Annotated in this window: 28 protein-coding genes, 1 pseudogene and 1 riboswitch; of the genes and pseudogenes, 23 read left to right on the plus strand and 6 right to left on the minus strand. The window is 38.7% G+C overall.

Annotation, left to right across the window (positions count from 1 at the left end):
* Positions 1–137: 137 nt before the first annotated feature.
* Positions 138–1,283 (plus strand): agmatine deiminase, encoded by a 1,146-nt coding sequence (aguA, locus tag ACYQ2D_RS13240; RefSeq protein WP_459785748.1) that lies wholly within the window; start codon positions 138–140, stop codon positions 1,281–1,283.
* Entirely contained in the window at positions 1,280–2,167 is an 888-nt protein-coding gene (aguB, locus tag ACYQ2D_RS13245; RefSeq protein ID WP_459785750.1) for an N-carbamoylputrescine amidase, read from the plus strand. The genes aguA and aguB overlap by 4 nt, the downstream gene beginning before the upstream one ends.
* A 45-nt stretch (positions 2,168–2,212) precedes the next feature.
* On the opposite strand, the gene ACYQ2D_RS13250 is transcribed toward aguB, so the two are convergent.
* On the minus strand, positions 2,213–3,055 hold the full coding sequence (locus tag ACYQ2D_RS13250) for an AraC family transcriptional regulator (RefSeq protein ID WP_459785751.1): 843 nt from the start codon (positions 3,053–3,055) through the stop codon (positions 2,213–2,215).
* 171 nt (positions 3,056–3,226) lie between these two features.
* On the opposite strand from ACYQ2D_RS13250, the gene ACYQ2D_RS13255 reads away from it, so the two are divergent.
* The 8 genes from ACYQ2D_RS13255 to ribH all read left to right on the plus strand — a co-directional run bounded on the left by ACYQ2D_RS13255 (position 3,227) and on the right by ribH (position 12,344).
* The gene (locus tag ACYQ2D_RS13255; protein WP_117456858.1) at positions 3,227–4,516 is read left to right on the plus strand and encodes an ABC transporter substrate-binding protein; all 1,290 of its coding nucleotides are present in this window, start codon (positions 3,227–3,229) and stop codon (positions 4,514–4,516) included.
* A 22-nt stretch (positions 4,517–4,538) separates the two neighbouring features.
* Positions 4,539–5,414, plus strand: a complete 876-nt coding sequence (locus tag ACYQ2D_RS13260) for a carbohydrate ABC transporter permease (protein WP_459785753.1) — start codon at positions 4,539–4,541, stop codon at positions 5,412–5,414.
* Positions 5,414–6,253, plus strand: a complete 840-nt coding sequence (locus tag ACYQ2D_RS13265; protein WP_117456856.1) for a carbohydrate ABC transporter permease — start codon at positions 5,414–5,416, stop codon at positions 6,251–6,253. Before ACYQ2D_RS13260 ends, ACYQ2D_RS13265 begins: the two co-directional genes overlap by 1 nt.
* A gap of 62 nt (positions 6,254–6,315) precedes the next feature.
* Entirely contained in the window at positions 6,316–8,496 is a 2,181-nt protein-coding gene (locus ACYQ2D_RS13270; RefSeq protein WP_187558588.1) for an alpha-galactosidase, read from the plus strand.
* Between the two features lie 56 nt (positions 8,497–8,552).
* Positions 8,553–8,682, plus strand: a riboswitch (FMN riboswitch).
* Positions 8,683–8,837: 155 nt separating this feature from the next.
* Positions 8,838–9,944 (plus strand): bifunctional diaminohydroxyphosphoribosylaminopyrimidine deaminase/5-amino-6-(5-phosphoribosylamino)uracil reductase RibD, encoded by a 1,107-nt coding sequence (ribD, locus tag ACYQ2D_RS13275; protein ID WP_459785755.1) that lies wholly within the window; start codon positions 8,838–8,840, stop codon positions 9,942–9,944.
* Entirely contained in the window at positions 9,926–10,585 is a 660-nt protein-coding gene (locus tag ACYQ2D_RS13280; protein ID WP_187558590.1) for a riboflavin synthase, read from the plus strand. The genes ribD and ACYQ2D_RS13280 overlap by 19 nt, the downstream gene beginning before the upstream one ends.
* 17 nt (positions 10,586–10,602) lie before the next feature.
* Positions 10,603–11,814, plus strand: a complete 1,212-nt coding sequence (locus tag ACYQ2D_RS13285) for a bifunctional 3,4-dihydroxy-2-butanone-4-phosphate synthase/GTP cyclohydrolase II (protein ID WP_459785756.1) — start codon at positions 10,603–10,605, stop codon at positions 11,812–11,814.
* A gap of 50 nt (positions 11,815–11,864) precedes the next feature.
* Positions 11,865–12,344: a 6,7-dimethyl-8-ribityllumazine synthase gene (gene ribH, locus ACYQ2D_RS13290; RefSeq protein ID WP_459785758.1), complete on the plus strand. Its 480-nt coding sequence runs from the start codon at positions 11,865–11,867 to the stop codon at positions 12,342–12,344.
* A 62-nt stretch (positions 12,345–12,406) separates the two neighbouring features.
* Here ribH and ACYQ2D_RS13295 read toward each other — a convergent pair whose 3' ends face one another.
* Complete coding sequence (locus tag ACYQ2D_RS13295) at positions 12,407–12,952, minus strand: DUF3877 family protein (RefSeq protein WP_459785759.1); 546 nt, start codon at positions 12,950–12,952, stop codon at positions 12,407–12,409.
* A gap of 161 nt (positions 12,953–13,113) precedes the next feature.
* On the opposite strand from ACYQ2D_RS13295, the gene ACYQ2D_RS13300 reads away from it, so the two are divergent.
* Positions 13,114–13,365 (plus strand): hypothetical protein, encoded by a 252-nt coding sequence (locus ACYQ2D_RS13300; protein WP_459785761.1) that lies wholly within the window; start codon positions 13,114–13,116, stop codon positions 13,363–13,365.
* Positions 13,366–13,412: 47 nt separating this feature from the next.
* Here the strand turns inward: ACYQ2D_RS13300 and ACYQ2D_RS13305 are convergent, their stop codons facing one another.
* Entirely contained in the window at positions 13,413–13,634 is a 222-nt protein-coding gene (locus tag ACYQ2D_RS13305) for a hypothetical protein (protein WP_117456849.1), read from the minus strand.
* 144 nt (positions 13,635–13,778) lie between these two features.
* Here ACYQ2D_RS13305 and ACYQ2D_RS13310 point away from each other — a divergent pair, with 144 nt between their 5' ends.
* Positions 13,779–14,708 carry an AEC family transporter gene (locus tag ACYQ2D_RS13310; RefSeq protein WP_459785762.1) on the plus strand — a complete coding sequence of 310 codons (930 nt, stop codon included), beginning with the start codon at positions 13,779–13,781 and terminating at the stop codon, positions 14,706–14,708.
* A 50-nt stretch (positions 14,709–14,758) separates the two neighbouring features.
* Here the strand turns inward: ACYQ2D_RS13310 and ACYQ2D_RS13315 are convergent, their stop codons facing one another.
* Positions 14,759–15,286 carry a nitroreductase gene (locus ACYQ2D_RS13315; protein ID WP_117456848.1) on the minus strand — a complete coding sequence of 176 codons (528 nt, stop codon included), beginning with the start codon at positions 15,284–15,286 and terminating at the stop codon, positions 14,759–14,761.
* A 154-nt stretch (positions 15,287–15,440) separates the two neighbouring features.
* On the opposite strand from ACYQ2D_RS13315, the gene ACYQ2D_RS13320 reads away from it, so the two are divergent.
* The 11 genes and pseudogenes from ACYQ2D_RS13320 to ACYQ2D_RS13370 all read left to right on the plus strand — a co-directional run bounded on the left by ACYQ2D_RS13320 (position 15,441) and on the right by ACYQ2D_RS13370 (position 22,605).
* Positions 15,441–15,887, plus strand: coding sequence for a MarR family winged helix-turn-helix transcriptional regulator (locus ACYQ2D_RS13320; RefSeq protein ID WP_459785764.1), 447 nt, complete (start codon positions 15,441–15,443; stop codon positions 15,885–15,887).
* The gene (locus tag ACYQ2D_RS13325) at positions 15,884–17,230 is read left to right on the plus strand and encodes an MATE family efflux transporter (protein ID WP_459785765.1); all 1,347 of its coding nucleotides are present in this window, start codon (positions 15,884–15,886) and stop codon (positions 17,228–17,230) included. The genes ACYQ2D_RS13320 and ACYQ2D_RS13325 overlap by 4 nt, the downstream gene beginning before the upstream one ends.
* Positions 17,205–17,387, plus strand: a complete 183-nt coding sequence (locus ACYQ2D_RS13330; protein WP_459785766.1) for a hypothetical protein — start codon at positions 17,205–17,207, stop codon at positions 17,385–17,387. The genes ACYQ2D_RS13325 and ACYQ2D_RS13330 overlap by 26 nt, the downstream gene beginning before the upstream one ends.
* A 390-nt stretch (positions 17,388–17,777) precedes the next feature.
* Positions 17,778–18,788, plus strand: a complete 1,011-nt coding sequence (locus ACYQ2D_RS13335) for a zinc-dependent alcohol dehydrogenase (RefSeq protein WP_459785767.1) — start codon at positions 17,778–17,780, stop codon at positions 18,786–18,788.
* Positions 18,789–18,835: 47 nt separating this feature from the next.
* Positions 18,836–19,141 carry a hypothetical protein gene (locus tag ACYQ2D_RS13340; RefSeq protein WP_459785768.1) on the plus strand — a complete coding sequence of 102 codons (306 nt, stop codon included), beginning with the start codon at positions 18,836–18,838 and terminating at the stop codon, positions 19,139–19,141.
* A gap of 128 nt (positions 19,142–19,269) precedes the next feature.
* On the plus strand, positions 19,270–19,440 hold the full coding sequence (locus tag ACYQ2D_RS13345; RefSeq protein ID WP_459785769.1) for a hypothetical protein: 171 nt from the start codon (positions 19,270–19,272) through the stop codon (positions 19,438–19,440).
* Positions 19,437–20,108: a response regulator transcription factor gene (locus ACYQ2D_RS13350; RefSeq protein WP_459785770.1), complete on the plus strand. Its 672-nt coding sequence runs from the start codon at positions 19,437–19,439 to the stop codon at positions 20,106–20,108. The genes ACYQ2D_RS13345 and ACYQ2D_RS13350 overlap by 4 nt, the downstream gene beginning before the upstream one ends.
* The gene (locus ACYQ2D_RS13355) at positions 20,108–21,196 is read left to right on the plus strand and encodes a HAMP domain-containing sensor histidine kinase (protein ID WP_459785772.1); all 1,089 of its coding nucleotides are present in this window, start codon (positions 20,108–20,110) and stop codon (positions 21,194–21,196) included. Before ACYQ2D_RS13350 ends, ACYQ2D_RS13355 begins: the two co-directional genes overlap by 1 nt.
* On the plus strand, positions 21,186–21,722 hold the full coding sequence (locus ACYQ2D_RS13360; protein WP_459785773.1) for a hypothetical protein: 537 nt from the start codon (positions 21,186–21,188) through the stop codon (positions 21,720–21,722). Before ACYQ2D_RS13355 ends, ACYQ2D_RS13360 begins: the two co-directional genes overlap by 11 nt.
* Before the next feature lie 167 nt (positions 21,723–21,889).
* A complete protein-coding gene (locus ACYQ2D_RS13365) occupies positions 21,890–22,144 on the plus strand; it encodes a hypothetical protein (RefSeq protein ID WP_118572820.1) in 255 nt (84 codons plus the stop codon).
* Between the two features lie 91 nt (positions 22,145–22,235).
* A pseudogene (locus ACYQ2D_RS13370) lies at positions 22,236–22,605 on the plus strand (hypothetical protein).
* Positions 22,606–22,806: 201 nt separating this feature from the next.
* Here the strand turns inward: ACYQ2D_RS13370 and ACYQ2D_RS13375 are convergent.
* Together ACYQ2D_RS13375 and ACYQ2D_RS13380 are read right to left on the minus strand one after the other, a co-directional pair.
* On the minus strand, positions 22,807–22,935 hold the full coding sequence (locus tag ACYQ2D_RS13375) for a hypothetical protein (protein WP_270424826.1): 129 nt from the start codon (positions 22,933–22,935) through the stop codon (positions 22,807–22,809).
* Between the two features lie 15 nt (positions 22,936–22,950).
* Complete coding sequence (locus tag ACYQ2D_RS13380) at positions 22,951–23,400, minus strand: Rrf2 family transcriptional regulator (protein WP_117991465.1); 450 nt, start codon at positions 23,398–23,400, stop codon at positions 22,951–22,953.
* Positions 23,401–23,609: the final 209 nt, after the last annotated feature.

Raw genomic sequence — 23,609 nt, forward strand, 5'->3', positions numbered from 1 at the left:
GGGGATGCTTCTGTCAGTGGGAGTTGAAAGCTCCCACTGACAGATCGCGAAGCGACTGCGTTCATGAGCAAGTAGCGAAGCGGATTGCGAATGTCCGCTTTACGCAGTCTTGAAAAGAAAAAAACGGAGAGATTAAGATGCAGACACCAAAACAAGATGGATTTTTTATGCCTGGAGAATTTGAAGTACATAAAGGCTGCATTCTGATATGGCCAAGCAGACCGGGTTCCTGGCGAAACGAGGCAAGAGAAGCAAAAAAAGCATTTGCAGCGGTCATAGAGGCGATTGCAAGGAGTGAAGCAGTCTTTTTAGCTGCAAGAAAAGAAGATGTGGCAGAGGCAACGAACTTTGCAAATGAATTAAAAAGAAAGCAGATTCCGTATCCGGTTACTGTGTTTGAAGCTAAAACAGATGATGCATGGGCAAGAGATATCGGTCCTACTTTTGTGGTATCAGACAAAGCAAATGAAAGAATGGTGCGTGCAGTTAACTGGGAATTTAATGCCTGGGGCGGAGAAGTCGATGGGCTTTATGCTTCGTGGAAGCTTGATAATGCATTTGCAAAAGCGTTTTCTGCCTGGCAGGGCTATGAATGTTATGACGCAGCTCCTTTTGTGCTGGAAGGCGGTTCGATTCATTCGGATGGAGAAGGAACGGTTTTGGTCACGGCGAGCTGTCTGTTAAGCAAAGGAAGAAATCCGGAGTTAAGTAAAAAGCAGATTGAAGAAAAGTTGAAATCTTATCTTGGAGCAGAGAAAATTTTGTGGCTTCCAAGAGGGATTTATCTGGATGAAACCAATGAGCATGTGGACAATGTATGTGCATTTTTAAAGCCGGGTGAGGTAGTCCTTGCCTGGACAGATAATGAAGATGACCCACAGTATGTCTTATCAAAAGCATGTCTGGATTATCTGGAGTCTGAATGTGATGCAAAGGGAAGAAAACTGGTCGTTCATAAACTACCGATACCGGATATTCCGATTTGCGTCACAAAAGAAGAACTGGAAGGATATTGCTTTGAAGAAGGAGAAGACGTCAGAGAGGAAGGAGAACGTCTGGCGGCTTCTTATGTGAATTTTTATTTTTCCAATGGAGCAGTTGTGATGCCGGCATTTGGAGGCGAAAACAAAGAAAGTGATGTTCGTGCACAGGAAATAATGAAAAAACTTTGCCCGGAAAGAGAAATCATTGCAGTAGATGCAAGAGATATTTTGACGGGTGGTGGAAATATTCATTGTATTACACAGCAGATTCCGGCAGGAAGAAAGAGAGTAGAAGAATGAGACAGGTAAAAGTGGCTGCAATTCAGATGCAGTGTAGTAAAAATCCAGAAGAAAACAGAAAAAAAGCAGAAGAAATGATACGAAAAGCAGCAGGAGACGGAGCAAATATTATTTTGCTTCCAGAACTGTTTGAAAGAGAATACTTTTGCCAACAGCGTCGGTATGATTTTTATCATTATGCTAAATCAGTAGAGGAAAATGAAGCGGTTTTAATGGGACAGCGTCTGGCGAAAGAATTAGGGGTTGTGCTTCCAATCAGTTTTTATGAAAAAGAAGTCAATAATCTGTACAATTCCATTGCATGTATTGATGCCGATGGAACGATTCTTGGTGTTTATCGGAAAACACATATTCCAGATGACCATTATTATCAGGAAAAATTTTATTTTACACCTGGAGATACCGGATTTCGTGTCTTTCAAACCAGATTTGGGACAATTGGAGTTGGAATCTGCTGGGACCAGTGGTTTCCGGAAACGGCAAGAAGCATGGCACTTTTAGGGGCAGAACTTTTATTTTATCCGACTGCAATTGGTTCGGAACCGATTTTGGAATGTGACAGTATGCCGCATTGGAGACGATGTATGCAGGGACATTCAGCCGCAAATCTTATGCCGGTGATTGCTGCAAACCGAATTGGTCTGGAAACGGTAGAACCAAGTGAAGAAAATGGAGGTCAGACCTCCTCTCTAACATTTTATGGTTCTTCTTTTTTGACAGATGAGACAGGAGAACTTCTTAAGAAGGCATCAAGGGATAAAGAAGAAATTTTAGAGGAAGAATATGACCTTGATGAGCTTTCGGCAAAACGGCTTGAATGGGGACTGTTCCGGGATAGAAGACCGGAATATTATTCTATTATTACAAAGACAGCGCATCAATAAAAAAATGTGGCAGAGTCTGAATAGATGAGACTTTGCCACGTTTTTTTACTTATTTTCTTTTCTCCAGGTTCTTGGAGAAATTCCATAAACATTTTTAAATGCTCTGGAAAAGTGAAGAGGATTATCATATCCGACGGCCTGACTGATTTCTGAAATAGAAAGAGAAGTCAGGCTTAAAAGCTCCGTTGCTTTTATCATTCGGTAATTCATCAAAAATTCCTGAGGTGACTTTCCAATGGATTTCCTGAAAATTTTTCCAAAATAACTTCGATTGATTCCACAGACCCCGGCGATTTCTTCAATGCTGATGTCATTTTGAAAGTTTTGCTCGATATAATGAATGGCTTCTTTGATATAATAATCACTCATTTTACTGCTGGAAGTCAGTTCATTAGAATGAGTGGACTGAGTCAGTGCGTCAAGGAAGAGATAAAGATGTCCAATTAAATGAAATTTGGATGCCATGCGATGCTCTACAATATAGAGCATTTCATTTTTTAAAATTTCTCGTAGCTCTTTTGAATTTGCCCGATAAACAGGATGTTCCAAAGAAAGAGAAGTTGTCTGAAAGGCTTCTTTTACTTTTAGTCCATCAAATTCCAGCCAGACATATTCCCAGGGATGCTCCTGGTCTGCAAAATAAGTGGTGATCTGCCCTGGAAAAATCAGAAATCCCTGACCGCTTTTCACGGAATAAGTCTGTGTGATTCCCTTTGAATTATCAGCCATAAGCGTGCCTGTGCCAGAGAGAACATAATGAAAGAGATAGTGATTTCGTGTAGCGGGTCCAAAAGAATGTCCAGGGTCGCATTGTTCTTTTCCATACTGGTAAAGGCACAGGTCAATAAAATTGTCATTTGGAAAGATAGAAAATGATACGGTACTCATAAAAAAGCTGCTCCTTTTTAATATATATCAAAATGCGATATTGCTTTTTTTATTATAACAGAAAATCTATCATTTGGGTATAAAAATAGCAGAATCGGGCGATTCATAGGTAGCATATTGCTATGTTAAAATAAAAGAAGAAAAAAGAGAAGAACAGGGAGGAGAGTCAGGATGGCAAAGAAAAAAATGGCAAGAGGGCTTATTGTACTTGGCGGCATATTGCTTGGTGCAGTCAGTCTTAGTGGATGTGGAAATAAAACATCCGATGGAAAAACAGAAGTCGAGATGATTTCTTATAAGCCGGAGGCAGTGGCAGCCTTTGAAAAAATTGAAGAGCGGTTTAATGAAACGCATGATGATATTCACTTAACAATTGAATCACCAAATGAAGCGGTTACAATTTTAAAAACCAGATTTATCCGTGAAGACTATCCGGATATTGTAGGAATTGGTGGAGATATGAACTATTCTAATTTTTTAGATGCAGGGCTGTTTGAGGATTTATCAGACTTAGATGTACTCAAAGAAACAAAACAGGCTTATCTGGATATGGAAGAAGAGTTGAAGCTGATTCCGACAGAGGGAAGTTATGCACTTCCGTATGCGGCAAATGCAGCAGGTATTTTATACAATAAAGATATGTTTGAAGAAAATGGCTGGAAGATTCCAACTACATGGAGCGAATTTACAACTTTATGTGAGACAATTTCGGCAAGTGGAGTACAGCCATTATATTTAGGTTTTAAAGATACCTGGACCTGTATGGCACCGTGGAATGCTCTGGCAGTAGGACTGACAGATTCTGATATTTGCAGTCAGGTTAATAAGGGAGAAGCAACTTTTTCTGATGCTTATAGAGAGACAGCAGAAAAAATCAAAGAGCTGGTTTCTTATGCGGAACCGAATCCATATGCATATGGATATAATGACGCATGTACCGCATTTGCAAGAGGAGAAGCCGCCATGTATCCGATTGGAAGTTATGCGATTCCTCAGATTAAATCAGTAAATCCAGATATGAATATCGGTTCGTTTACATTTCCGGCAAATGATTCGGAAGCAGACAATGTGTTAAACTCCGGAATTGATTTACAGTTTTCTGTTCTGAAAGAAAGTAAAAATAAAGAAGCTGCTTATGAAGTATTAAGATTTTTATATGAAGATGAAACCATTCAGATTTATTTAGATGATCAGGGCGGAATTGCATGTAAAGAAGGTGATTTTGAACTGGCACCGGAATTAGAAGATATGAGAAGCTATATCGAAGAAGGAAGAATGGCGGATTTCCATGACCACCATTATCCAAGTGAGATGAGTGTCGATGCGATGGTACAGACTTATTTGTTAGATGACAGCGAAAATGCATTAGATACTTTCCTGAAGCGTTTTGATACAGACTGGCAGAGATACAACCGTGATTTAATCCGGAAAATGCAGGACTATCAGGAAAAACAGAAATAAGAGAGGAGTTTGACAGATTGTTATGAAGAAGAAAATGACAAATAAAGATAAAACGTTCTGGGCAATTATTATTCCGGTTTTAATTTTGTTCTTTGCCTTTAATACATTGCCGATGATAAAAGGTTTTATCTATAGTTTTACCAATTATAAAGGCTATGGAACGTATGAATATGTAGGATTTCGTAACTATATTGATTTATTTACCGATGCACGTGTTGGAAAGAGTTATCTGTTCACCTTTAAATATGCGATTGTTGGAACAATACTGGTAAATTTTTTAAGTCTGGTACTGGCACTGGGATTAAACAGCAAAATTCGTTTTAAGAGCGCCTTAAGAGGAATTTACTTTGTTCCGAATATTTTAGGCGGACTGGTAATTGGTTATATTTTCAGCTTTATTTTTACTTACATCCTTCCGGGAATTGGAACCAGTCTTCATATTGGATGGCTTCAAAACAGTATTTTGGCAAGTGAAAAAAATGCATGGATTGGTGTGCTGGTTGTTGGTGTATGGCAGGCAGTTGCTATGAATACGATTATCTACATTTCAGGGCTTCAGACAGTTCCACAGGAAGTTTATGAGGCATCTATGTTAGATGGTGCAAGCAAATGGAAAGAGTTTTTCAGTGTAACCCTTCCGCTTGTTATTCCGTTTGTAACTATCAATCTGGTGCTTAGCACAAAGAACCTGTTAATGGTATTTGACCAGATTATGTCTTTAACAAAAGGCGGTCCGGCACAGAGTACGGAATCTATTTCTTATTTGATTTACAAAAATGGTATGGATGGCGGACAGTTTGGATTCCAGAGTGCAAATGCAGTGTTATTTTTTATTGTGATTGTTGCAATTTCTGTATTCCAGATGACAGTCTTAAATAAGAAGGAGGAGCAGTTATAATGAAAGAAACAGGAAAAGTAAATCGTATTTTGACAGCTATCCTGATTTTGGGAACCGTTACAGTATTTTTTCCACTGTACATGGCAGTGATTATTGCGTTTAAAAAGCCAAGTGAAATGACAAATGATGTGGCAGGTGCACTGGCATTCCCATCAAGCTGGAGTCTGGATAATTTCAAAGAAGCAATGAGAGTAACAGATTTCTGGAACTCTCTGGGAAATAGTTTACTCATTACACTTGTGACAATTGGACTTGCAATTTTAGTTCATTCTATTGCAGGTTACGTTATTGGGAGAAGTATGGCACATAAAAAGGCCTTTCGATTTATATATCTTTACATTGTCAGCGGTATGTTTGTTCCATTTGCAATCTTAATGATGCCTCTTGTAAAACAGACTGCACAGATGGGACTTGGAAACCGTTTAGGTGTCATACTTCTTTATCTGGTTTTCTATATGCCGATGAATATTTTATTATACACAGGATATTTAAAAAATATACCGGAAACGCTGGAAGAAGCTGCTTCTATCGATGGGGCAACTACCTGGCAGACATTCTGGAAAATTATATTCCCAATGATGTCTCCAATGCATGCGACCGTTGCGATTTTAACGGCACTTGGAACCTGGAATGACGTAATGACTCCACTTGTTATTATGTCAGGAACCGGGAAAAATACTCTGCCACTGGCACAGCTGAATTTCCAGACCCAGTTTGGTACGAATTATAATCTTGCATTTGCATCCTACATTCTTGCATTAATTCCGATTCTGATTTTCTACTTATTATGTCAGAAACAAATCTTAAATGGGGTAGCAAATGGAGCTGTAAAAGGTTAAAATAGAAAGTAAGATACGAGAGCAAACAGTGAAAACAAAAATCTTGTTTAGGAGGAAAACGTATGGCAATTACAGTAAAGGACAAAATTTTTAACCTGGAAACAGAAAACACACTTTATCAGATGAAGGTGGATCGCTTCGGAGTACTCAATCATCTCTGGTATGGAGAAAAAACAGATTGTTGTATGGATTATCTTCTGGATTATCCGGACGCAGGATTTTCCGGAAATATCTATGAAGCAGAAAATGAAAGAACCTATTCTTTAAATACTCTGCCACAGGAATACAGCACCAGCGGAGTTGGAGATTTTCGAATCTCTGCAATTTCTGTTACTCATGAAGATGGAAGTAATGCTTTAGACTTAAGAGTCAGGGAATATCAGATTAAAAAAGGAAAATATGAGATTCCAGGGCTTCCGGCAGTGTATGCAAAAGAAGACGAAGCAGAAACATTAGAAATTACTTTGAAAGATACTGCAACGGAAGCAGAGGTGATTTTGAAGTATGGTGTGTTTGAAAAAGAAGACGTGATTACAAGAAGTGTGGTGGTAAAAAATTCAGGGAAAACACCGATTGTAATTAATAAAGTGCATAGTATGTGTCTGGATATTCCGTATGGAGACTGGGAATGGATGCATTTTTATGGCAGACATACTATGGAAAGACAAGCAGAACGAGTTCCTGTTTTGCACGGAATTTCAGAGAGCAGCAGCAGCAGGGGAACTTCCAGTCATCATCAAAATCCGGCTGTTCTGCTTTGTGAAAAAGATTGTACAGAGACAAATGGTCACTGCATCGGAGCTGCATTGATGTATAGCGGAGGATTTCAGGCACAGGTAGAAAAAGACCAGTTAGAACAGGTTCGTTTGGTTATGGGAATCCACCCAGACACATTTGAATGGACCTTAGAAGCCGGAGAAGCGTTCTACACACCGGAAGTGATTTTATCTTGTTCTACAACAGGATTTGCAAAATTGTCTCAGAATTTCCATCACATCATCCGAAATCATGTCTGCCGTGGAACATACCAGTTAAGCAGTCGTCCGGTTTTGATTAATAACTGGGAGGCAACTTACTTTGACTTTAACGAAGAAAAGATTTTAAATATTGCAAGACAGGCTTCTAAGCTTGGAATTGATATGATGGTACTTGATGATGGTTGGTTTGGAAAGAGAGATGATGATTGTTCCGGACTTGGAGACTGGTTTGTCAATGAAAAGAAATTAAATGGCGGATTAAAAGCCCTGGTTGAGAAAATCAATGCAATGGGTATGAAATTCGGACTTTGGTTTGAACCGGAAATGGTATCCGAGGACAGTGATTTGTACCGTAATCATCCAGACTGGGCGATTCAGATTCCGGGAAGAAAGCCGATGAGAAGCCGTTATCAGTTAGTATTAGACATGTCAAATCCAGAAGTGGTGGATTATCTTTATGGTGTAATGAGTGCGATTTTAAGAGAAAATCATATTGAATATGTGAAATGGGATATGAACCGCAGTATCAGTGACTGGTATACAGCTACACTTTCCAGAGGACGCCAGATGGAAATGCCACACAGATATGTGCTGGGACTGTATGAATTGCTTGAAAAACTGACATCAGAATTTCCGGATGTATTGTTCGAAGGATGCAGTGGCGGAGGCGGAAGATTTGATGCCGGAATGATGTACTACTGCCCACAGATTTGGTGCAGTGATGATACCGACGCACACGAAAGAACCTTTATCCAGTATGGTACAAGTTTCTTCTATCCAACTTCAACAGTAGGTTCTCATGTTTCCGCAGTGCCAAACCATCAGACAGGACGAATTACCTCAATTGAAACCAGAGGTGTGGTTGCAATGGCAGGAAGCTTTGGATATGAATTAGACTTAAATCAGCTTTCAGAAGAAGAAAAAGCAGTTGTTGCAAAACAGGTTACCCATTATAAAGAATATCAAAGTTTGATTTATAACGGTGATTATTATCGTCTGGCAAATCCATTTGAGGATGGGATGTCAGCATGGTCCTGGATATCAGAAGATAAGAAAACCATATTGGTTCAGGGTGTATTGTTCCGTGCGAAACCAAATGTATTAAGAAAGACTCTGCGTCTGATGGGCTTAGAAGCTAAGAAAAATTATAAGATTGCCGGAACAGAAGAGGTGTACACAGGTGTTGCTTTGATGAGTGGAGGAGTTTTACTTCAAAGAGCGGTTGGAGATGATGTCTCTTTTGAAATTGTGCTGGAAGAAATTTAAAATTTGCACTTTACAAATTTAAATTGTTGTACTATAATTTTAATCAAGTAAATAAGAAAAATCTTCAGGGCAGGGTGAAATTCCTTACCGGCAGTGATAGTCTGCGAGCCTGGAAAATAAATTTGAAAGGCATGATTCGGTGAAATTCCGATACCGACAGTAAAGTCTGGATGGAAGAAGAGAAATGAATGACTGATTAAAAAATCAAAATCATGAATATCAGGCTCTGAAATGGATTTCCGTTTCAGAGCCTTTTTGTTTCATATATAGTTAGAAATATGAGAAATCCCTGTAGATAAACTTTTTATTTGCAGGGATTTTTTTCGATTAGGAGAAAGAAAATGCAGAAAAAAGAATATATGCTAAGAGCCATTGAACTGGCAAAGCAAGGAGTTGGATGGACAAGTCCCAACCCGCTGGTGGGCGCGGTTATTGTGAAAGATGGACGTATCATTGGGGAAGGATATCATGAAAAATACGGAGAACTGCATGCAGAGCGCAATGCAATTAAACATTTAAAAGAATCAGCAGAAGGTGCAACGATATATGTAACGCTTGAACCATGCTGTCATTATGGAAAACAACCGCCTTGTACCGAAGCGATTGTAGAAGCTGGAATCAAGAAAGTAGTAATTGGTTCAAGAGACCCGAATCCTTTGGTTGCGGGAAAAGGAACCCGGTTTTTAAGAGCGCAGGGAATTGAGGTAGAAGAGGATTTTATGAGAGAAGAATGTGATGCATTAAATTCGGTATTCTTTCATTTTATTCAGACGAAAAGACCTTATATTGTGATGAAATATGCAATGACGATGGACGGAAAAATCGCAACAAAAACCGGAAAATCAAAATGGATTACTTCCGAACAATCGAGAAAAATCGTACATGAAATGAGGCATCAATACACTGCAATTATGGCAGGAATCGGAACCGTTTTAAAAGATGACCCGATGTTAAATACAAGAATCGAAGGAAAGAAAAGTCCGATACGAATTATCTGTGACAGCAGACTTCAGATCCCTTTAGAAAGTAAGATTTGTCAAAGCGCAAAAGAGTATCCGGCAATCATAGCCTGTGCCTATGCCGAACAGGAGAAAAAAACAGCTTTGGAAACACTTGGAGTACAGGTGCTGGAAGTTCCAAAAGAAGGAAAAGTCGATTTGAAAAAATTAATAGAGATGCTGGGAGAACAAAAGATTGACAGTATTTTGCTTGAGGGTGGCGGTACATTAAATGAAAGCATGCTGAGAGAAAATCTGGTTAATGAAGTTCATGTATTTCTTGCACCAAAGATTTTTGGTGGAAAAGGTGCACCTTCCCCTGTAGAAGGATGTGGAATCTGTGAGGTAAAAGACGCAAAAGAATTTTATCTGCAGGACATCAGAAAAATTGGAGAAGACGTACAGCTTACTTACCGGAAGGAGGTACCGAAGTGTTTACAGGAATTGTAGAAGAAACAGGTATCATACAAAAATTAAGCATTTCCGGCTCATCCGGAAGTATAAAAATACAGGCAAAAAAAGTGTTGGAAGGCACAAAAATCGGAGACAGCATTGCCGTCAATGGAATCTGTCTGACTGTGACTACTCTTGGAAATGGTTTTTTTACAGCTGATGTTATGGCAGAAACCGTAAGGCGAAGCAGTTTAAAAGAAGCAAAAACAGGTGCAAGAGTAAATCTGGAGAGGGCGATGTCAGCAAATGGAAGGTTTGGAGGACATATTGTGTCGGGGCATGTAGATGGCTGTGGTGTGATTACAGAGATATTGCCGGAAGAAAATGCAGTCTGGTTTACAATAAAAGCAGATGCACCGATTCTAAAATTTATCGTGGAAAAAGGCTCGGTGTGTCTTGATGGAGTCAGTCTTACAGTAGCAGAAGTAAATGATGTAACATTTAAAGTTTCAGTAATTCCACATACCAGGCAGGAAACGACATTAGCTGATAAAAAGGCAGGAAGCTGTATCAACATTGAAAACGATGTGATTGGAAAATATGTAGAACGGCTATTGAATTTTAAAGAAACAGAAGAGAAAAAAACAGAGTCATCCTCAAATTTGACAATGGAATTTTTAGAAAAATACGGAATCTGACAGGGAGGAAAACGGAAATGGAACATGAATATAACACAGTAGAAGAAGCGTTAGAAGACTTAAAACAAGGGAAAATTGTGCTTGTTACGGATGATGAAAATCGAGAAAACGAAGGTGATATGATTTGCGCAGCCGAGTTTGCAACACAGGAAAATATTAATTTTATGGCGAGTTATGCAAAGGGACTTATTTGTACTCCGATGAGTGTAGAACTTGCAGAAAAACTTGGATTTGTACCGATGGTAACAAAAAATACCGACAATCATGAGACTGCATTTACGGTTTCAATTGACTATAAAGATACGACAACAGGCATTTCCGCAGCAGAGCGTGGACTTACCATGCGGATGTGTGTGGATGAGAACGTTTCGCCAGAGGATTTCAGAAAGCCGGGGCATGTATTTCCGCTGATTGCAAAAAACGGCGGTGTGCTGGTGAGAAATGGACATACAGAAGCAACTGTAGATTTGATGCGTCTTGCAGGGTTAAAACAATGCGGTGTGTGTTGTGAAATTATGAGAGAAGATGGAACGATGATGCGCACAAGTGAACTCTGGGAGCTTGCCGAAAAGTTTGAATTAAAATTTATTACGATTCAGGCAATTCAGGATTACTGCCGAATTCACGAAAAACATGTGGTAAGAGAAGCGTGTGCGGATTTTCCGAACCGATATGGACATTTCAAGATTTACGGCTATGTAAATGATATCACAAAGGAGCATCATGTTGCATTGGTAAAAGGTGACATCGGGGATGGAGAAGATGTGCTTTGCCGGATTCATTCCGAATGTCTGACCGGTGATGCGTTTGGCTCTCTTAGATGTGATTGTGGACCTCAGCTCCAAAAAGCAATGCAGATGATAGAAGCTGAAGGTCGCGGAATTGTATTATATATGCGTCAGGAAGGTCGTGGAATTGGTCTGATTAACAAGTTAAAGGCGTATGAATTACAGGAACAAGGATATGATACGGTAGATGCGAATATTAAACTTGGATTTGCACCGGATTTGAGAGAATACTGGGTTGGAGCACAGATTTTAAAAGATCTTGGAGTTAAATCCATGCGATTATTAACCAATAATCCAACAAAGATTTACGGATTGAGCGGACTTGGACTTGAAATCAAGAAGAGAGTGCCAATTGAAATTCCAACACAGCAGTATGACAGACGCTATATGGAAACCAAAAAAATCCGCATGGGACATGTGTTTCAAAACATTTTAAATTAATTTAGCTGGAAAACAATAAAATCATAAGCATACAAAAAGGAGAAAAAATCATGAAAGAAATCAATGTATTAGAAGGAAAAGTAGTAGCCAAAAAAGGAATGAAAGCAGCAATTGTAGCAGCTCGTTTTAATGAAATTATTGTAAATAAACTGCTTGGCGGAGCGATAGACGGACTGGTAAGACATGGAGTAGAAGAAGAAAACATTACAGCTGCATGGGTACCGGGAGCATTTGAAATTCCGCTTGTGGCAGAGCGTCTTGCAAAATCCGGAAAGTATGATGCGGTTATCTGTGTCGGTGCAGTTATTCGAGGCGATACCAGCCATTATGATTATGTGTGCAATGAAGTTTCAAAAGGAATTGCAACAGTCGGATTACAGACAGGAGTTCCGGTGTTATTTGGTGTAGTAACGACAGAAAATATTGAACAGGCGATTGCAAGAGCCGGAAGCAAAGCAGGAAATAAAGGATATGACTGTGCACTTTCTGCAATTGAAATGGTGAACTTATTAAATCAGATAGATGCCTAAAAAAATTCTGTAAATAAAAAAAAGGGCAGGAGAATGGGAAGTTCTCCTGCTCTTTTTTTTTGTTAAAAATCGAAATCTGCGTAATCTTCCGGTAAGAAGCGATGATAAATGATATGGCAACCTTCATCTTTAAAACAATAGTAATAGCGGTCTTTATCATTTACAAAACGAATTAAAATGTCGAATTCTCCATTGTTGACTGGTTCGATAACGGATTCTTTTGGTTGAGACTTGAAAAGCGTAATTATCTCTTCAAGAGTTGTACTATGCTTTGTTAAAAGCTGGATTAATTCACAAATAAAAACATTGCCGGGTTTATTTGTGTGAACATACTCCGAAACCTCTTCGGAGATGGTAAAACAAAAGCGTTCTCCTTTATGTGTGGCAGAAATTTCTCCACATTGTTCTTTTGTATAAACCGGAAAATCCGAAAGTATCTGCTGCATTGCATCTGAGTCTGCTTTTTTATTAAAAAAATGGTTGAGAGAGCTAAGTGGATAGTAAAGACGGACAGGTTCTTTACGATAACCAAGTTTAGCCTGTTGTTCAATCATATTATCAAAGATGTTGGCTTTTAATGCCTCAAAACCTGCGAGAAATTGTTCCATATAATTAAAATCCTTTCTACTTGAATGTCAATTTTAGCAAGTTTATTATAAGGTAGAAAAAGAAAAGAAAACAGATTTGATTTTTGAAAAAATTGTGATATAATACAGCCGTATTTTATAGGTAAAAATATTTGAGGTGAAAAGAGAAAGAAAATGAAGATTTGCCTCAGGATTATTCCGCTGAATTTTACTATGAAAATAATACTCTGTTGTTTGCCTTTGTCTATAAGGGACAGGAAGAATATCGATTCTACATGTCTCCAAATGACGAAACAAAATGTATCCGCTATATTGGCTCAGATGGAAATACACAGGATTTTGAAACTCCGGTGTCTTCTGCCGGACTAGGACAGGGAGTTGGAAATCTTTGTGAAGCAGGATATATGGAACCGTATTGGTTAGGAAAAAAATAATTGAAAAATCGTGAATCAGGAGAAGAGCTGATTCACGATTTTTTTGTTCACTCCGTAAACGTATACCGAATCAAATACCCATTTTTATTCCCTGTCGTAACAACGGTATCTCCATCCGCATTTTTAATAGTCTCAAGAACAGGATATTTCGCATGCTCTTTGATATAAGCTTCCGGGCTTTCAGCTTCGGCTTCGATGATTTCCTGTTTGGCATATTTTGCGCCACCGCAGGGATTCATAGTTTCAATAAAAATTTCGTATTCCTTCATGAAAAATGCCTCCTTATTTAGAATAAAAGCGTCTTATAGATAAGAAAAGTATACAAAAACCCGGCAAAAATAGCAAAGGACAATTTGACGAAAATAGCAAAATACGATAGATTAGTAGGGAAAGAAATGAGAGGAAAAGAGAAGATGAATACATTTGAAATTTTGCTGGAACAGATGGGGTTGTTTGTTATTTACCTGTTGGCAGGCGTGATTCTAATTAAAACAAAGGTATTAAGCAGTGAAATGCTTGAAGCCATTTCCAGATTTGTAGTAAAAATGGCGTTACCGATTCTGGTTTTTGTAAATATCACAGATGGAGTAGAAAAAGAAACATTAACTCATTCTGTTTTGATACTGTTTATTACTGCCGGCTTCTATTTTTTTATGCTTTTTTGCGGATTTGGCATGACGAAATTATTTCATTTGAAAGGAGACAGAGCAGGAATCTATCAGGCAATGTCGATGTTTGGAAATGTGGGATTTATGGGAATCCCGATTATTACAAGCATTTTTCCGAAAAATGGCATTTTATATATTTCAGTATTTACGATAATAGACCAGTTTATGCTTTGGACTTTGGGAGTAAAATTTACAACTCCGCAAGGAGAAGGAAAATTTAACCCGAAGAAATTAGTTAATCCAGCAACGGTTGCAATTTTACTTGCAGTATTTCTGGTCTTAACTGAAATCAAAGAGCCACGGATTCTGGATATGGGACTTCAAAAGATAGGAGGAACGGCGTCACCGCTTGCAATGATTTATGTGGGTGGAATTTTTGCAAGTATTCACATTGGAAAACATCTAAAAGAATTCGCACTATATGGAATCGTGCTTACAAAAATGATACTGGCACCAATTTTGTTGTTTGTTCTTTTAGGATTCCTTTCTGTTTCATCGGAAATCCAGTTAACAATGGCATTGATTGCAGGGATGCCGGTTATGACATCGGTGGTGATGATGGCAAATACTTCAGGTGCAGATGGAGATTACGCAATGGGTGGGGTATTTATTACCACGATTTGTTCGATTATCACATTGCCATTTATCTGTTGGTTTTTGCAAAATGTGCTTTAAAAATCCACTAAAAAGGGTGTAGGAGTCTGTTGCTTCTACACCCTTAATGATTATTGAATTGTAAATACTCTATTTTCTTTTCTTTCTGGAGTTTCCGGGTAGTCTCCTTCTGGATAACCAAGAATACAATGTCCGATTCCTTCATATTCGTCTTCAATTCCAAGAGATTTTAACAGTTCTTTTCCGAAATCTGTTTCAAATTCTTCTTTAGCGCGGTGAATCCAGCAGCTTCCAACTCCGAGTTCGTGAGCAGCAAGCATTAAATTTCCCATAACAAGGCTGCCATCATAAACATGAGTCGGGCAGTCTTTTTTTCCAAGAACAACTAAAACGGCAGGCGCACCATAAAATGGGTCAAATCCTTCTTTCCAGCCACCGATTTGACGATTGAGTTCGGAGAGTTTGTCACGCATTTCTTTGTTTGTTACCTGAATGATAATAGTAGCCTGACGGCCCATTCCATTTGCCGCATAAAGTCCGGCTTCGGTCACTTTGTCAATGATTTCCTGTGGAACCATATCTGGTTTATATTTTTTGACACTTCTTCTGGTTTTCATTTGTTCTAATACATCGCTCATCTTAAAATTCCTCCTAGAAAAATTTCTAAGAAAATAGTAGCACAAAGAAAAATTTCGGGCAAGCAAAAAAATGAATTGACAATGAGGAAAATATCTGTATAATTATCAATGGTAATTAACGTCGGTAACTAAAATTTAAAAAGGAGAGTGAGAGATGACAACAGAAAAAATTAAGCGAATGTTAGATGCCTGTTATCAGGCAAAACGTATCCGTGAGTTACTTCCGGCACTTCCAAATGGAGTTGCTCCGTCTTATATTCATTATCTGGACGTGATTCTAGCTTTAGAGAAAAAAGAAGTTCAGGTGAAAATATCGGATATCAGTGATAAATTAAATCTTCCAAGACCCGGTGTTACAAGGACGGTAAAAGAAATGGAAGAAAAAGGATATATCAAAAAAACAGTCTCACCGGAGGATGGACGAATTATCTATTTATCTGCCACGGAAAAGGGAAAGAAGCTATCTGAAAAATACAATGAGAAATATTTTAATGAGCTGGCTCCTTATTTGGCAGATATTTCGGAAGAAGAAGCAGATTGTATGATAGCAGTAATTGAGAAATTTTATCAGGTAATGTGTGAGAGGAGAGACGAAGAATGAATGATAAATCGGACTTCACACAAGGGAGTATTTTAAAGAAATTAGTATTTTTTATGCTGCCGGTGCTTGGCGCATTGATTTTACAGGCGGCATATGGAGCAGTAGATTTACTGGTTGTTGGACGATTCGGTTCAACGTCCGGACTTTCTGCGGTTTCTACCGGAAGCCAGGTCTTGAATCTGGTTACTTTTGTAATAATTCAGTTTGCAATGGGAATTACCGTTTTGATTGCACGGTATCTGGGTGAGAAAAGACCGGAACAGATAGGCTCTGTTATTGGGGGAGCAGTACTGGTATTTACCTGTATATCAATTGGCTTATTTATTTTGATGGTATGTTTTGCACGTCCGATTTCCATTCTGATGCAGGCTCCGACAGAAGCAGTTGATTTAACTGCGGATTATGTAAGAATCTGCGGAAGCGGTATCTTTTTTATTGTAGCTTATAACTTGATGTCTGCGATTTTCAGGGGACTTGGAGATAGCAAATCTCCACTTTTGTTTGTGTTGGTTGCATGTATTGTCAATGTGGCTGGAGATTTAGTGCTGGTTGCAGGATTTCATAAAGATGCAGCAGGAGCTGCGCTTGCAACAGTTTTGGCACAGGCGCTTAGTGTTGTGTTTGCAGTTGTTTTACTGGTGAAAAAAGAACTTCCATTTGCAATTAAAAAGAGTGATTTTCGATTTAATCCGCAGTGTAAAAAATTCCTTAAAATCGGATTACCATTGGCACTTCAGGAATGTTTAACCCAGCTTTCTTTCCTTGCATTATGTGCCTTTGTTAATCGACTTGGTCTGGAAGCTTCTTCCGGATATGGAGTTGCCTGCAAAATCGTAAACTTTGCAATGCTTGTACCAAGTGCTTTAATGCAGTCTATGGCTTCCTTTGTTTCTCAGAATGTAGGAGCAGGAAAAACAAAAAGAGCAAAGAAATCTATGTTTACAGGAATTGGCGTAGGGCTTGCAGTTGGATGCGTTGTATTTTTGCTTGTCATGTTTAAAGGGGATGTACTGGCAGGATTCTTCTCAACAGATGCTGCGGTTATTCAAAATGGTTATGATTACCTGAAAGGATTTGCATTAGAGACAATTGTAACGGCTGTGCTTTTTAGTATGATTGGTTACTTTAATGGAAATAATAAAACGCTTTGGGTTATGGCGCAGGGACTGACTCAGACTCTTTTAGTCCGTCTTCCACTGGCATATTTTATGAGTATTCAGCCAAATGCAAGCCTGACAAAAATCGGTTTGGCAGCACCGGTATCTACGATTGTAGGAATTGTTTTGAATGTGGGATTCTTCATTTATCTGGAACGAGTTGGAAATAAAAAAACTGGAAAATAAAAGAGCAGAGAAAAAGTGTACTGCCACGGATGCAAGATATTTCCAGATTGCAGAAAATTTATTGTATATGGAATTGGGAGTAGCACTTGGAAAACCAAAAGAGGAAATATGCAAAACGATTATTGATTATATTAATCAGAGCAAACAGGGAAATTAAAGGAATAAGAGGGCGTGAATCTATTCATCGGAATGCAAGCTGCTTTTGAAAACTCTACAGAAATCTTTCAAGTAGCTTCTTTATAGATAGTCCCTGGGTTTAGAAAAAATGTGGACCTAGGGACTGTTTTGAAAAGAGTGGAATTTATAAAAAACATGCGTTTATCCCACTTAGGGAGCAGCATATTTTTTACATAAACAGTGTGAAGAGTACTGCGACAGCCGTTAGGCATTTAAGGGAAAACCCCAATCATTAACAATTCTGAAACAATTTTCAAACACAATATAAACCTATATATCCTATGCTGTATGTAAATCATCCGGCATAGGATTTTTTTGAAGAAAAATACGATAAAATAGATACAAATTAAGAGAAAGGACATTCGTGATTATGAGAGCAGCATTATACAATGGAAAGAAAAGTATAGAGATGACGGAGCTTCCGACACCGGAAGCGGGAGAGAATGATATTGTTGTAAAAAATATTTATGCAAGCATCTGCGGTACAGATGTGGCCGTTTATGAGCATGGTCCTGGAACCGGACACAGAATTACAGTTGGAAGTGAGTTCGGACATGAGATGGTATCCGAAGTGTTTCAGGTTGGAAAAAATGTAAAAAATATAAAAGTTGGTGACAGAGTCTATCCGTATCCACGACTTGCAAAGGGAGATCTCAAACGTGCAGGAACGACAGGTGGATTTTCAGAATATATTCTGATTCCAAATGCAGAACTTGGGAAAGGAGTCTATGCAGTCCCAGATGAAATACCGTCCAAAGAAGCAAGCCTGATTGAACCATTTACCGTAGGGTGCAGGGCTGCCAGAAGGTCATTTCCGCATCAGGGCGAAAATGCGATTGTCTTTGGGGCAGGAACGATAGGCATTGCTGCCGCAATCGCACTGAAGTATTTTGGATGTCATAAGGTAATGATTTGCGACCATTCTGATTTTCGCCTGAATAAAGCAAAAGAATTGGGATTTGAGATCTGCAATAATGGTAAAGAGGATATCAAAGCGAAAGCACAGAAAATATTTGGTGGTGCCATATCAGCATTGGGTGAAACCTGTGATGTGGATATTTATATAGATGCAGCCGGAGCGGATGGGATCATAGAAACCTATCAGTCCATGGGAAAAGTGAATTCCAGAATGGTAGTGGTTGCCGTCAAAGCAGGACTCAGGCCAATTGATGTGCTTGCCATGACTTACGGCCAGCATGCGATTATCGGCTCCGGCGGATATTTTCCGGAGGATGTACGGGATGTTATGGCAATCATGCAGAGCAGAAAATGGGATATTGAAAGCATTATTACAGATGTCTATCCATGGGAACAGCTGCCGCAGGCAATTGAGAAGGCTTCCAGAGTGGAGGAGGCATTGAATGTGGTAATAAAATATTAATATTGAAATATAGGGGGGGATTATGCCGGAAAAGGAGTTTGCTGCTTATGAAAGAGAAAATAGTTAGGCTCACAAAAAGAATATGTTTTCTGCCGCCTGTTGCAACGCTTATGATAGCGATTCCGTCATTTGCTTTTCTGATTGTAGTATTGACAGGAAAGATAAACATTCCGGCACTTGATTATATTGCCTATATTCTGTCGGCGTATGCATTGATCATCTGTGTAACAGCTATTTTAAAGATTATAAATTTTGTAAGGAATGGTGTCAGTGAACATCCTTTTATGAAGTGGCTGCTTTCCGTACCAATTGTGGAAAAATTCATTCATGAAAAAATTTCCGAACAGAAATAGCCCTGTATCCGGGATTTTTCATTAATGTATTATATGTTATATTTAAGACAGCAACAGGAATTTATTACCGGTCGGCATGGTTCCTGTCGCTGGGTGTATACTATCTGGCACTGGTGTCGATCTTTTCATTGGAAACAGCAATGCTTGCACAGTTCGGCAGTGAGAGCACAGAGCATTTCCGGGTAATCATGACAGCACTTACCGGAGCGGGTGTGAGTTGTATCGTGGTAGGAATGGCGGTGTTTGTGATTGTCCGGTCGGGTGTCCTGATAAAAAGAAATACGGAGGATGGAAAATGATACATATCTTAGTGGTCGATGATGATGAAAAATTAAACAGAACGATTTGCAAATGGTTAAACGATGTTGGTTTTGAAGCAAAAGGGGCGTTAAATGCAAAAGATACTTTTGAAGAGATGTATAACAGCTTATACGATTTGATCATTTCTGATATTATGATGCCGGAAATGGATGGGTTTGCATTTGCAGAGAAAGTAAGAGAGGTCAATAAACACATCCCGATTTTGTTTGTGTCAGCGAAGGATGATCTGCCGTCCAAGCAGAAAGGATTCCAGATTGGGATTGATGATTATATGGTGAAACCGATCGAACTGGCAGAACTTGAAATGAGGGTACGGGCACTGCTTCGTCGTGCGAATATTGAAATGGAGCGAAAGATCACTATAGGGAATCTGGTGCTGGATGCGGATGCCATGACGGCAGAGATTGATGGAGAAGAGGTTCCAGTAGCTACTAGGGAGTTTAATATTTTGTATAAATTGCTTTCCTATCCGAAAAAAACATTTACCAGAGCACAGTTGATGGATGAGTTCTGGGGAATGGATACAGATACAAGCCTGCGGGCAGTGGACGTATATATTACTAAGATACGGGATAAATTTTCTACCTGTGATGGATTTGAGATCAAGACAGTAAGGGGACTTGGATATAAGGCGGTGTTGTCATAATGGAAAAGGATCAGCGAATCAAGAAGAGGTTTTTTCCGGTATCCATTTTTAGTCTTTCCCTTGTATTTTTTGCAGTGATCACGACGATCCAGATGAAAATAATTGGAAAATATATTCATGCAGACGAAATTTCGGCTGTGGCGATGACTGGCGTGTTTGGATTCTGGTTTCTGGGCTCTGTGGCATTTACCTTTTTTACAGGTATGCAGATACGGAAAAAATATACAGAACCATTAGAAGAAATTGCGGATGCAGCGAGAAAAGTAGCCGAAGGCGATTTCTCTGTTTATTTACGACCGAAACATACGAAGGATAAAGCCGACTGTCTGGATGTGTTGGTGCAGGATTTTAATAAGATGGTGGAGGAACTGGGAAGCACGGAAACATTAAAAACGGATTTCTTTTCCAATGTTTCTCACGAATTTAAGACACCACTTTCTGTAATCTACAGTAATGCCCAGATTTTACAGAGACAGGAAATGGATGAGGAACAGAAAGACTGCGTGAATAACATCGCAGATGCCAGCAGGAGGATGTCAAGCCTGATTCAGAATATGTTGAAGCTGAATAAACTGGAAAAACAGACGATTATACCGGAAGTAGAAGTGTATGATGTATGTGCACAGCTTTGCGAATGTGCCGTGCAGTTTGAAGAAAGCTGGGAAAAGAAAAATCTGGAACTGAACGTGGAGATGGAAGAGCAGGCATACATTGCGGCAGATCCGGGACTGATGGAACTGGTATGGAATAATCTGCTGTCCAATGCGATCAAGTATAACCGGGAAGGCGGTTCGATTACCATTTCAGAGACAAGTGATGATCAGTATGTTAGAGTTTCCGTTGCAGATACTGGCTTAGGTATGAATGAAAACGTAATGAAACATATCTTCGATAAATTTTATCAGGGAGATGAAAGCCATGCAACTTTTGGAAATGGACTGGGACTGGCTCTGGTAAAACGAACCCTGGAGTTGTCAAATGCATCTATTACCGTAGAAAGTACACCGGATAAGGGCTCTGTGTTTACTGTGATAATGGAAAAAGCTCAGAAAACAAAATTAGAAAGAGAGGACGAAAATGAATCCTGATGTTCAAAGAGAACGGCAATCGTTCACTTCCTATGAATATAAAGAAATAAATGTAAAAGAAGAACAGGCATCCTTTTATCTGGACTGTTACGAGAACTTTGGATGGAAACAGGATGGGAACTTTCCACCGCAGAATAAGGGGGATTCGGTGGTCCTGAAGCTGAAGCGGAACCGGAAGATCGTAAATAAAGTGGAGTTGACCAGACTGCAGAGACATTTTGAGGCAGATATGCAGGATATCGTTTCCCTTGAAAATTCCAAAACAAGTTTGGCAACGATTCTTGCACTGCTTATTGGAATCCTTGGTACCGTATTTATGGCGGGCTCTGTATTTGCGGTGACGGCAGAACCGCCGATCATCTGGCTTTGTATTTTATTGGCGATTCCTGCATTTGCTGGCTGGATTCTGCCGTATTTTGTCTATAAAAAAGTCAAAGAAGAAAAGACGAAAAAGATAACTCCGTATATCGAGGAAAAATACGATGAGATCTATGAGATCTGTGAAAAAGGGCATTCTTTATCATAAAACAGCAAGAACTGCATAGAGTTTGAAAAACTGGTTTTTGAAGAAACATTCAGAAACCGGTTTTTTTAATGATTTTCAAACAAAACTTAAGTATTTGTGAAATAATCGGGTGTTAAAATCCATACATCAAGTAAATCATTTTCAGAGAAAATATGGAGGAACAGACAATGACAGAATATCAATTAAAACCTGGAAAGCTAGGAAAAAAAGTTATGAACAGTTACAAGAAGGTGGAAGAAAAATTTACAGATACCTTTCTGGAAAAAGATGAAAACAGTCCAACGGGATATTCACTGAAGACAGGGAAAATCGCAGAAAAAGTGACTGGTGCATATCAGAAAATCGAAGATGGCGTAGTAGGTACGTATAAAAAGATTGAGAATGCGTTTGTAGATAAATTTCTGGAAGAAAAAGAAGATTAATAATTTTCAAACAAAACTCAAACGATTAAAAAAAAATGCAGAAGTATACTGTGGTCATAACAAAAGCAAGAAAGAAACGAGGTAAAAGGAAATGAAAAAAAGTAATTTTGTAGCGATGATACTTGGAACCATTGGAATGGTATTTTTTTGCACTGGGAATGTGCATGGCACTGATTGAGGAGTGGGGAATGTTCCATCAGGGAATAGTTTCCGGTGTGATTGGACTGGTGATTTTCCTGATCACGTTGATCGTATGGAGAAGAATGGAAGGAAAAGAGCCAATCAAATTAAGCGGTAAGACCGTTGGTACGGTTGTGCTGGCGATTTTCGGAGCACTTCTTCTTGGCATCGGAATGAGCCTGTGCATGGTATTTGGAAAGATGATTCTTGGGGTAGTGATTGGACTTGTAGGTATCGTAGCATTATTAATGCTGATTCCACTGACAAAAGGACTGAAGTAAAATACATATTGAATGAAAAAATGTATATAAGTTTCAGCAAAACTTGTGAAAAACAAGTATTAGAAAAATTATTTTTGATAAATTGGAACAGAAAATCTAGGAGATCCATTTGGATAGCAGGTTGAAATAATAGAAGCCGATATTTTATTTCAGTAAAACTGGAATAAAATATCGGCTTTGAAAGGTTAATTGGAAATATTTTCAATCTGCCATTGCTTTGATGGCTCGTGGAGGCCAGCTTCCTTTTGGAGCTAATATAGGATCAATTAAAAATGTTTTTCCACCATAATATAAAAAAATGGTGGCATTTCGTATTTGCTGAAGGTACATGAAAATGTTCTCCTGTTAAATGATATTTTGTAAGTTGTTTTCTATAGATATCCGCTGATAGTAGATATCTATGATATCCTGTAAAGTAATCGTATTCATTTTTTCTTCGGCAGTCTTTTGAATTTCATTATAAAATCCCTGCAAAGATAACTGAATGTTAATGCCAACGCCACATTCTGGATTGGTATGAGTATCTAAATGAAGCAATGGTTTATCACCTTCAACTGCTTTATAAATATCCAGCAATGTAATCTGATCTGCTGGTTTTGAAAGAGAAGGACGGGCATGTCCGGCTACACTGGTCATAAGTCCCGCTTTTTTTAGTTTTAACATAAGCTGGCGTACAAAGCCGGGATTTGTATGGATACTTTCTGCAATTGAGGCACTGGAGAGGGATTTTTCCTGGTTGATAGCAATCAGAACCATCACATGAACAGTATCGCTTAATTTCGTTGAATATTTCATGATAAGAAACTCCTTGTAGTATGATATAATGATTTTGTTTTCACGTTTTTGGGGTGAAAATATTTCTGGTTTGTCAAAAACATCCCAAGTTCTCAACAGCTCTTTTTAATGTGTTGAGAAACTGTACATATTTTTTATTTTGATGATTGTAAATAATATAATTACAACTATAATGAAATTTAAAGGAAAAGTCAACATAGTAATAAAAC

This window comes from Blautia stercoris (assembly GCF_054657695.1).

Bases quoted from the DNA above. Each gene is read 5' to 3' on its own strand.
- aguA (WP_459785748.1), top strand. From the start codon at position 138: ATGCAGACACCAAAACAAGATGGATTTTTTATGCCTGGAGAATTTGAA.
- aguB (WP_459785750.1), top strand. From the start codon at position 1,280: ATGAGACAGGTAAAAGTGGCTGCAATTCAGATGCAGTGTAGTAAAAAT.
- ACYQ2D_RS13250 (WP_459785751.1), bottom strand. From the start codon at position 3,055: ATGAGTACCGTATCATTTTCTATCTTTCCAAATGACAATTTTATTGAC.
- ACYQ2D_RS13255 (WP_117456858.1), top strand. From the start codon at position 3,227: ATGGCAAAGAAAAAAATGGCAAGAGGGCTTATTGTACTTGGCGGCATA.
- ACYQ2D_RS13260 (WP_459785753.1), top strand. From the start codon at position 4,539: ATGAAGAAGAAAATGACAAATAAAGATAAAACGTTCTGGGCAATTATT.
- ACYQ2D_RS13265 (WP_117456856.1), top strand. From the start codon at position 5,414: ATGAAAGAAACAGGAAAAGTAAATCGTATTTTGACAGCTATCCTGATT.
- ACYQ2D_RS13270 (WP_187558588.1), top strand. From the start codon at position 6,316: ATGGCAATTACAGTAAAGGACAAAATTTTTAACCTGGAAACAGAAAAC.
- ribD (WP_459785755.1), top strand. From the start codon at position 8,838: ATGCAGAAAAAAGAATATATGCTAAGAGCCATTGAACTGGCAAAGCAA.
- ACYQ2D_RS13285 (WP_459785756.1), top strand. From the start codon at position 10,603: ATGGAACATGAATATAACACAGTAGAAGAAGCGTTAGAAGACTTAAAA.
- ribH (WP_459785758.1), top strand. From the start codon at position 11,865: ATGAAAGAAATCAATGTATTAGAAGGAAAAGTAGTAGCCAAAAAAGGA.
- ACYQ2D_RS13295 (WP_459785759.1), bottom strand. From the start codon at position 12,952: ATGGAACAATTTCTCGCAGGTTTTGAGGCATTAAAAGCCAACATCTTT.
- ACYQ2D_RS13305 (WP_117456849.1), bottom strand. From the start codon at position 13,634: ATGAAGGAATACGAAATTTTTATTGAAACTATGAATCCCTGCGGTGGC.
- ACYQ2D_RS13310 (WP_459785762.1), top strand. From the start codon at position 13,779: ATGAATACATTTGAAATTTTGCTGGAACAGATGGGGTTGTTTGTTATT.
- ACYQ2D_RS13315 (WP_117456848.1), bottom strand. From the start codon at position 15,286: ATGAGCGATGTATTAGAACAAATGAAAACCAGAAGAAGTGTCAAAAAA.
- ACYQ2D_RS13320 (WP_459785764.1), top strand. From the start codon at position 15,441: ATGACAACAGAAAAAATTAAGCGAATGTTAGATGCCTGTTATCAGGCA.
- ACYQ2D_RS13325 (WP_459785765.1), top strand. From the start codon at position 15,884: ATGAATGATAAATCGGACTTCACACAAGGGAGTATTTTAAAGAAATTA.
- ACYQ2D_RS13335 (WP_459785767.1), top strand. From the start codon at position 17,778: ATGAGAGCAGCATTATACAATGGAAAGAAAAGTATAGAGATGACGGAG.
- ACYQ2D_RS13340 (WP_459785768.1), top strand. From the start codon at position 18,836: ATGAAAGAGAAAATAGTTAGGCTCACAAAAAGAATATGTTTTCTGCCG.
- ACYQ2D_RS13350 (WP_459785770.1), top strand. From the start codon at position 19,437: ATGATACATATCTTAGTGGTCGATGATGATGAAAAATTAAACAGAACG.
- ACYQ2D_RS13355 (WP_459785772.1), top strand. From the start codon at position 20,108: ATGGAAAAGGATCAGCGAATCAAGAAGAGGTTTTTTCCGGTATCCATT.
- ACYQ2D_RS13360 (WP_459785773.1), top strand. From the start codon at position 21,186: ATGAATCCTGATGTTCAAAGAGAACGGCAATCGTTCACTTCCTATGAA.
- ACYQ2D_RS13365 (WP_118572820.1), top strand. From the start codon at position 21,890: ATGACAGAATATCAATTAAAACCTGGAAAGCTAGGAAAAAAAGTTATG.
- ACYQ2D_RS13375 (WP_270424826.1), bottom strand. From the start codon at position 22,935: ATGTACCTTCAGCAAATACGAAATGCCACCATTTTTTTATATTATGGT.
- ACYQ2D_RS13380 (WP_117991465.1), bottom strand. From the start codon at position 23,400: ATGAAATATTCAACGAAATTAAGCGATACTGTTCATGTGATGGTTCTG.